The 7901-nt window shown below is 71.4% G+C and carries 6 protein-coding genes; 1 reads left to right on the forward strand and 5 read right to left on the reverse strand.

From position 1 onward, the window contains the following. The first annotated feature begins 204 nt into the window (after nucleotides 1-204). Nucleotides 205-768, forward strand: a complete 564-nt coding sequence (locus tag E1258_RS07230; protein ID WP_132398010.1) for a hypothetical protein — start codon at nucleotides 205-207, stop codon at nucleotides 766-768. 6 nt (nucleotides 769-774) lie between these two features. Here the strand turns inward: E1258_RS07230 and E1258_RS07235 are convergent, their stop codons facing one another. The 5 genes from E1258_RS07235 to E1258_RS07255 all read right to left on the reverse strand — a co-directional run. Then, on the reverse strand, nucleotides 775-1374 hold the full coding sequence (locus E1258_RS07235) for a hypothetical protein (protein WP_132398000.1): 600 nt from the start codon (nucleotides 1372-1374) through the stop codon (nucleotides 775-777). A 13-nt stretch (nucleotides 1375-1387) separates the two neighbouring features. Then, nucleotides 1388-2527 (reverse strand): M23 family metallopeptidase, encoded by a 1140-nt coding sequence (locus tag E1258_RS07240; RefSeq protein WP_036373270.1) that lies wholly within the window; start codon nucleotides 2525-2527, stop codon nucleotides 1388-1390. An 8-nt stretch (nucleotides 2528-2535) separates the two neighbouring features. Further along, nucleotides 2536-3093 (reverse strand): hypothetical protein, encoded by a 558-nt coding sequence (locus E1258_RS07245; protein ID WP_132398002.1) that lies wholly within the window; start codon nucleotides 3091-3093, stop codon nucleotides 2536-2538. Then, nucleotides 3090-5048, reverse strand: a complete 1959-nt coding sequence (locus tag E1258_RS07250; protein ID WP_132398004.1) for an MFS transporter — start codon at nucleotides 5046-5048, stop codon at nucleotides 3090-3092. Before E1258_RS07250 ends, E1258_RS07245 begins: the two co-directional genes overlap by 4 nt. Before the next feature lies 1 nt (nucleotide 5049). Then, nucleotides 5050-7901, reverse strand: a 2852-nt coding sequence (locus E1258_RS07255) for an ATP-binding protein (RefSeq protein WP_243715252.1), incomplete at its 5' end; no start/stop codon positions are given.

The raw sequence follows: 7901 nt of genomic DNA on the forward strand, positions 1-7901 counted from the left end.
CCCTCGTCCCGAGGCTGGCAACCCCTCCCCGAGCAGTGACGGTATCCCAGGTCCCGCCCGTCCTCCGGGATGCGCCACGGCGGTGCGCCGGGGATGTCCGGGCCAGGGCGGATTCTCACCGCTGGGCGTCGTCCTGTCACGATCCGCTGCATCTTGGGCATTGGGTACGAGGCGTCCAGCCGATAGCCTCAAGGGGTGGAATCAGTGCAGCCCCCCGCCGGTTCCCAGGTTTCCCGCGTACCGGCGCAGCGGACCCCGCCGGAACAGTTGGTGCCCCCCTCGGGGACGCCGGCTCCGGCCCGACCGCCGGGGCGGCTGCGGACCATCGTCACCGTGGTGGCCGGAGTGCTCGGCCTGCTTCTCGTCGGTGGCGGCATCACTGCCTTCGTTTTGTACGACCGCGCCACCAGACCGGATCGCAGCGCCCCGGACGTGGTGGTCGACAACTATCTCCGCGCCTTCCTCGTCGACCGCAACGACATCAAAGCTGACCAGTTCACCTGCGCGGGCGCGTCCGCCGAGCTGAAGGAGCTCCACACGCTTCGCGACGACCTTCTTGCCCGTGAGAGGCGCTTTTCCACCACGCTCTCGGTGAGCTGGGGCAGGCTTGACCTCCAGGAGCAGGGGGGTAGCACAAGAGTTCAGGTTGATCTGACCATCTCCGCATACATTGACGGGGTCTCACAGAGCGACCGTCAGCCTTGGCTGTTCGATGTCACCCAAGCTAGTGGTGAGTGGAGGGTATGCGGTGGCATGTCCGTGACCTGAAACCCCTCATTCGATCCAGAGTAGGTGGACCGGGACCTCCAGGGTGGTGGGTGGCTGGCCTCGCCAGGCCCAGCGGTACCACTCCAACTCCGGGGTGACCCGGACGCAGATGTCGCCGTCGGTGCCTGAGTAGGTTTCGGTCACCGCGCGAAGTTCCCGCTGCTCACCGGAATCAGCCACGTGCACGACCCGCCGTCCGGTGACGGCGTCGGCCTCGAAGACGGGAGTCGGGGCGCGGTGGACCGGCGCGTCCAGGGACACCAGGTTGACGCTGGAGATTCCGATGACGCGGGCACTTGGCCGATTCCCCAGGGTTTCCACCCACACCCGCTCGACCGGCACAAGCGGGGCGAAGACCTCCACCTGTTCGGACTCCGCGCGGTACCACTCCTGCTCCGGAATGACCGGTACGTAGGTACGGCTGTTCTGCACCACTCTGTCGTCGGCGCGCAGATCGCCACGCCAGCCGAGACCGGGTAGCCCGACCAGGACGCGCCGCCCCCGCAATTCGACCCGACCGGTCGCGGGCACGATCTCGATGGGCCTGGGCGGCAGGGGTGCCCAGTCAGGCTGGTCGGCGAAGGGGTCGGGAAGTGGCCCGGTCATGCGTGCCGGGGCCCTATGCCTTGCCGTTGAGTGGCGCTCCCCGGTCCCGCATGAACGGCACCGGGTCGACGGCACCGCGACTGGACCGGTCCCCGTCGACGTGCACCTCGAAGTGCAGGTGCGGCCCGGACGAGTTCCCGCTGCTGCCGACCTCGCCGATCACTTCGCCGGCCTTGACCAGCTGACCTGGGGCCACCCGAGGCTTGACGATCATGTGACAGTACCGGGTGACGTAACCGCCGGCATGCAGGACATCGACGAACCAGCCACACCCGCCCTTGCCCGGGTAGCCGTCGACATCGCAGCTCAGCCGGCCATTGTTGGCCGGGTCGCAGCGGGCGACCAACACCCGACCGGTTGCCGCGACGCGGATCAAGGTGCGCTTCGGCGCGGCGATGTCCACCCCGTTGTGGCTGGGCCGGCTCGCCGTACGGAAGCCGGAGCCGACGCCCCCGGGGATCGGTGCGGTCCAACCCGAGGCCGCGATCTGGCCACGGGCTGCGGCGTTGCAGATGCTGCGTTGCGCCACCTGAACGGTGCGGGCGGCACCGCCGGCGAGCGCGTCCACGATCTTGCTGGCCAGTTCCTCGTGCTTCGCGTAGGCGTCGGGGAAGGCGCTCACCTGCACCCGCTGGGCGGCCCGGGTCAGGGAAAGCTGCTCCCAGTTCGGGACCTTCACCAGCTTCTCGTAGAACTTCCGGGACGAGTAGGAGGGGTCCTGCAACTGCTCCGGGGATCCCCAACCCTGGCTGGGGCGCTGCTGGAACAGGCCCACCGAGTCGTGGTCGTTGCGGCTGCCCAGGTGGGGGAGGTTCCGCAGCCCGGACTCCTGCATAGCGGTCGCGACGGCGATGACCCAGCCCCGGGGTGGCACCTTCATGTCCGAGCCGACCTTGATGATGACGGCGGCGTTGCGGATCTGGCTCTCGCCGTACTGGGCGAAGCGGGGCATGGGACCAGAGACCTTCACCTGGTGCGACCGGCCGCAGGCGGACTGGGCCTCCGGGGAGAGTTCACCACTGTCGCCGCTCAACTCGGTGAGGAAGAACGCGGCCGTCCCGCCGGTGCAGCAGAGCAGCGCGAGTGTGGCGGTCAGCGCGACGGCCAGCGCGCCGAGCCGCAGCCTGCGCCGCGGACTGCGGCCATCTCCCATGCGATCGCTCATGTCCGCTCCCAGTCCACGGCATCGACCAGCCACTGCCCGTCGGGTGCCACCAGTTCCAGACGCAGCCGCCCGGTGTCGAGCGGCACCAGCACCTCGACGAAGCGCTCCGTCCTGGGGCGGAGGCTTGCTTCGCCGGTCGTCCGTTCCGCCGGAACCCCCGCCGGATCGGCACCCGAGAGCTTCTCGGTGAGTTCCGGCGTGGAGAGCGGACGCAGGGCGTCGTGCCACTCGTCCGCGCTGTCGCCGCGCCCACCGAGCCAGGCGGCGGTGAACCGGTCCGCGACCTCTTCGGGGGTCGGGGCGCCCGGGAGGGTCACCGGCGTCGGGGGTGCGGTGCCACCGAGTACGCCGTCGTCACCGGCGGTCGGGTCGACGGTGGTGATCGGTTGGCTGGGCCGGTTGCTCAGCCCCGTCACGGGGTCTCCCGCGTCGGACACCAGCCGGGCCGCACCGATCACACCGAACACCAGGACCCCGATCACCAGCGCGATGCCCAGCCGGGACCGCAGTACCCGAGTGAAGAGGAACTCCACCGCGCGTCGCATCACCCTCACCGCGCTTCGGTGCGGATCCGCGGTGCGGCAGGTCGTGGCGGGGTGGGCTCGGTCGTTCCCGGCCGGTAGATGACGAAGGACGGGTTCTCCGCCGGCACGTCCGGCTCCGTCCAGGCCGAGGGCTGACGCCGGCGCGGCCGAGGTGCGGCGGAGCGCGCGGGGCTCCGCTGCTCAGGCACGGTGGCCTCGCCGGGGCGCTCCCGTCCGTCGGGCCGCTTCCGCTCGGTGCCGGAGGAGGTGGCGGTGCCGGCGGCGGAGTGACTCGGGTCCTCGTGCCGGGCCTCCGGCCTGAGCGTGGTCTGCTCGACCGCCGCTCCGCGCCGTCGGGTGAGCGTCGGCTCGTTCGTGCCACCAGGCTCGGCCACGTCGAGCCGCGCGGCGGTGCGCATGTCCCGGAAGAACCGTCGGTGCCACGAACCGGCCGAGCTGACCGCCTCGCTGCTGTCCTTGCCGCCGAGTTGGGTGATCCGCCGGTACGGGCGCAGCAGCAGCCAACCGACCACCCCGCAGAGCCAGACCAGCACCACCTGGAGCCAACCCGGCAGGGTTGGCGTGCTCATGATCAGGTCCACTGCGAAGAGGTAGATGGCGGCGCCCGTGCCGAAGATGGCGATGTTGAACACGGCGGCGACGACCGCGTTGGCCAGCCTCCGGAGACCGGCGCTCGCCGGGCGCATCAGCCCCACCGTGCCCAGGATCGGTGCCGCGATCACCGCCCAGCGGAAGATGAGGAAGCCCAGCAGGACCAGCAGCGAGGCGGTGAGGTCGAACATCGCGAAAAGCAGCGCGGCGAGCACGGCGATGAAGCCGGAGCCGACCCGGTCCATGTCCCGGATGCCCTGGAGATACTCGTACGCCTCCCGGTCCTCGTTCTTGATCTGTTCGGCGACCCGGGCCCACTGCTGCTGCTTGGCGTCGATGGTCGCGTCCCGCGTCGCCGGGTTGGCCCGGAGCTTCTCCGTCTCCTCCCAGGACAGCGACTTGGCGTCGTAGAGCGCCGGCCCGTACTTCTTGGCGGTCTCGCTGTCGGCCGACCCGAGCACGCCGCGCAACCAGTTGCGGTAGAGCATCGACTCGGTCGCGGTGTCACTGGCCCGGACGGCGGGAGGGCGCTTGTCGACGCAAGCATCCGGATTGGGCAGGGCGCACTGATCAGGTGGGATGTCCCGCGTTGCGGGACCGACGGCGTCGTGGACCACGCCCAGGGTGGTGACGAGCGTGCCGTCGGCGATGTTCGCGGACTTCACGGGCCACGCGGCGAGGGCGGTCACCGCGACCATCACGAGCAGGGCCCACCCCGCGGTGGTCATGGCGTTGCTCATGTCCGACTGACGGGACCGCCAGAGCAGGTAGAGGCCGACCACGCAGAGCGTGATGATGCCGAAGACGCTGAACACCTTCTGGTAGACGGCCGTGGTGGCCTGCTCGACCAGCGGATCGGCCCAGGCCCACATGGACCGTGGGTCCCAGGCCCGCTCCCGCAGCGCGTTCGAGGCACCGATGATCGCCGTGGCGATCATGAACTCGCCGTTGGCCACGGTGGTGGTGAACTTGTAGTCCGGATGGATCACCGCGGAGGCGCAACCGCCGGGCAGGTCGTACGTCGGGAAGCTGTATCCGGAGTAGCCGTAGTCGCTGTAGAGGCCCTTGGGGCCGGGCAGCTTGGCGGAGTCGGGACGGGCGGCGAACCAGCCGGCGAGCCCGGAGTCGGGTGCCGTGGGGACCGGGGCGTTGCGGCACTCCACCTGGTCCTCGCTGACCGCGCCCAGCTTGGCGACGCAGGCGCGGAAGTCGACCTGCCACTCCTTCGTGCTGCACAGGTCCGCCCGGGCCTGGGCTGCCGGTGGCGCGGCGTACGCCGCCTCGCTGCCAAGCACCGGCCAGGAGACCGTGGCGCCGGCGAGTACGCCGAGCGCGAGCAGGAACGCCGCTATCCGGGCTCGGACCCTCGCCATGTCATGCCTCCAGGTCCGCGACGGTCGGCAGTTGACCCGCCGTCGCGGCGACCGCGGCGGGGGTGGTGTCGAGGTGGTCCAGCAGCCCGTCGACGTACGACACGTCCACCCGGACCTTCTGCACCCGCCCGTCGACGTCGCGCATCACGAACTCGCGGAAGCCGAGCCTGGCGGCGGAGGTGGCGTCTGCGGTCGACAGCGAGGCCAGTGTCGCCTCGTACCCGTCGTTGACCGGGACGCGGAGCAGCCGCAGCGCCTCGGAGGCGATCTCGGTGTCCTCGGCGATGCGGCCGACGAAGACGGTGGAGACGAGGTTCTGCACGTCGAGGCCGAGGATGTCGCGCGGGTTCTGCGAGGCGACCAGGGCGGCGAGGTTCCACTTGCGGGAGTCGCGGGCGAGGCGGACGAGGAACGACCGGCCGGAGCGCCAGCCCTCCATGAAGTGCGCCTCGTCCAGGCCGACCAGCTTCCGTGAGGACATCGACCCGCCGTAGCACCGTCGCACGGCGAGCCGGTGGGCGGTGTGGAGCATGGGCAGCGCGAGCGCCTCCTCGGCTGACCAGTACTCGCGTTCGATCTTCAGGTCGGGCAGCCGCAAACCGGCCATGGTGATGACGGTCAGCGCCGCGTCGGCGCCGAGCAGACCCGCCGGCGGGCGGCCGAAGAAGAGCATGGCCAACGGCATCTCGGCCGTGTCCAGCAGCAGGTTCGCCAGTTCCTTGCCGGCGTCGTCGTCGAGCTGGCCGAGGCAGGCGACCACGTCGTCGAGGGTGGACGTCTCCTCGGCCGGCACCTGGCGCACCGCGTGCCGGAACAGGGTGGCGGTGGACGCCTCCCGGGCCACCTGCGGCGGCACCAGCATCATGCAGATGTCCTGCACCAGCATGCGGCGTTCGGCCCGGGCGTTGGAGACGGCGATCTCGAACTCCCGGTCGCCGGCCGCCCCGGAGCTGAACTCGGTGCGCAACGGCGTGGGGATGAGCGCATACGGTGCCAGCGTCCCCTGCTCGGAGCCGGTCAGGTTGAGCACTCGCGAGTACGGCCGCAGCTCCGGCATGTTGCACAGCCGGGCCAGGGGGCCGGACGGGTCCAGCAGGGTCACCTGCACGCCGCGCCGGGCGGCCAGGTAGCCCAGCGCGCCGAGCAGGGTGGACTTGCCGCCGCCGGGCTCGGCGACGAAGACCGCGAGCCCGGAACGTTCCCGCACCTCCATCGGGAAGTGCAGGTCGAGGAAGACCGGGCGGCGGCAGGTGCCGGCGGTACGCCCGATCAGGTCGCCCCGCCGGTCGCCGACGGTGGACGCGGCCTGCGGCAGCGCGGCGGCGAGCAGGTTGACCGGCATCCGCCGGACGTAGCCGGTGTTGGCGATCGGCTCGCCGGGGATGAACTCGCGGGCCAGCCAGTCCTGGTTCTTCGGGTGCTGCAGCGACACGCGCAGTTCCCGGGAGTAGAGCTGGATCAGCCGGCGGGCCCGCTCCAGGCACTCCTCCCGGGTCCGGCCGCCGACGGCGATGCGGTGCCATCCGTGCGCCCGCGCCGAGTCCACCGGAAGGCCGGTGGTCATCTCGTCGCCGATCACCAGTGCCCGCTTGGCCAGCCGTTCCAGCTCGGGCGGGGCGTCGATGCCATGCTCGGCGTAGTCGAGCTGCTGGGAGCGGATCATCCGCAGCCGGTGTTCGAGGTTACGGAAGGAGTCGCCGGAGCCGAGGATGTCGACCCGGGTGGAGATCTCCATCGGCCAGGGCAGCCGCTCGTGGAAGTGCAGCCAGGGCTCGTGCCGCTCGGGGATCTCCAGCGGCTCCATCCGGCCGACGGCGAGCACGGCCACGTGTCGTTCCTCGCCGGTCATCCGGTTGACCAGCTTGACCGTCGACCCGTACGGGGTGCGGTACCGCTCGACCTGCTCGGTGAGGGCGAGCAGGTCGCCGCGTTCCCACCGACCGTTGGTGACCGGGGAGAGGGTGCCGGGCGGGGCCATGCAGAGCGCCACCGACCGGTAGAGCAGCCACTCCAGCTCCTGGGCCGTCACCCTCCGACCGCGCATGCCGAACGCGCCCAGCACCTCGTCGAACTGCTCGACGGTGCGGCCGAGCTTGCTGCGCTCGCTCTCGGCGACGCCGCGGCCGAAGGTGCGCAGCAGCCGCTCGGTGAGCGAGTCGCCGAGCGAGCGCCGGGCGAAGGTGACCCCGAGGTACGTCTGCCCCTCGGCGTGGTTGACCGACAGCAGGTGCCGCTGGGCGGCCACCAGGTGGTCCCCCCAGCCGGCGGTGCCTGGCACGTCCGGCAGTGGGGACGCGGTGTGCGCGTCGATGGTGCGGGCCCACTCGTCGGCCGGGAAGGGGCGGGTGGTGCGGCGCAGGTGCAGCCGGAAGCCGGCGAGGCCGGCGTACTGTTCCGAGATGGCGGCGAGCAGGGCCTCCCGCTCGGCGTCCGGCCGGAACGCCCAGCGCACCTCGGGCAGCCAATACCACGCCGTGACGGTGTTGGGGGTGAAGGTGAGGTGGCCGGCGATCTCGGTGATGGCCAGCTCGACCGACGGGTCGCGATCCCCGAACTTGATTCTCGGCGGCTTCACCGGCCGCGCCGGGCGGGCGGGCTTCGCGGGCCTGGTCGGCTTGCCGGATCGCTCCCGCCGGTCGACCGTCCGCTGTCGGGGTGGCGTGATCTCGCGGCCGGCCGGGGACGGCGCCGGCTCCGGCGCCCGCCGTGCCGGCCGCTCCGACTCCGGGCCCCGGGGCGACGGCTCGGCGAGCTGCGGGGACCGCTCGGGCTCCCGGTGGACGGGCGGTTCGACGTCCCGCCAGCCGTACGTCTCGTCGTCGGGGTCGGTGGGGGGCGTGACCACGGCCGGGG

This window comes from Micromonospora sp. KC207 (assembly GCF_004348615.1).
GTDB lineage: Bacteria > Actinomycetota > Actinomycetes > Mycobacteriales > Micromonosporaceae > Micromonospora.

Bases quoted from the DNA above. Each gene is read 5' to 3' on its own strand.
- E1258_RS07240 (WP_036373270.1), bottom strand. From the start codon at position 2,527: ATGGGAGATGGCCGCAGTCCGCGGCGCAGGCTGCGGCTCGGCGCGCTG.
- E1258_RS07235 (WP_132398000.1), bottom strand. From the start codon at position 1,374: ATGACCGGGCCACTTCCCGACCCCTTCGCCGACCAGCCTGACTGGGCA.
- E1258_RS07250 (WP_132398004.1), bottom strand. From the start codon at position 5,048: ATGGCGAGGGTCCGAGCCCGGATAGCGGCGTTCCTGCTCGCGCTCGGC.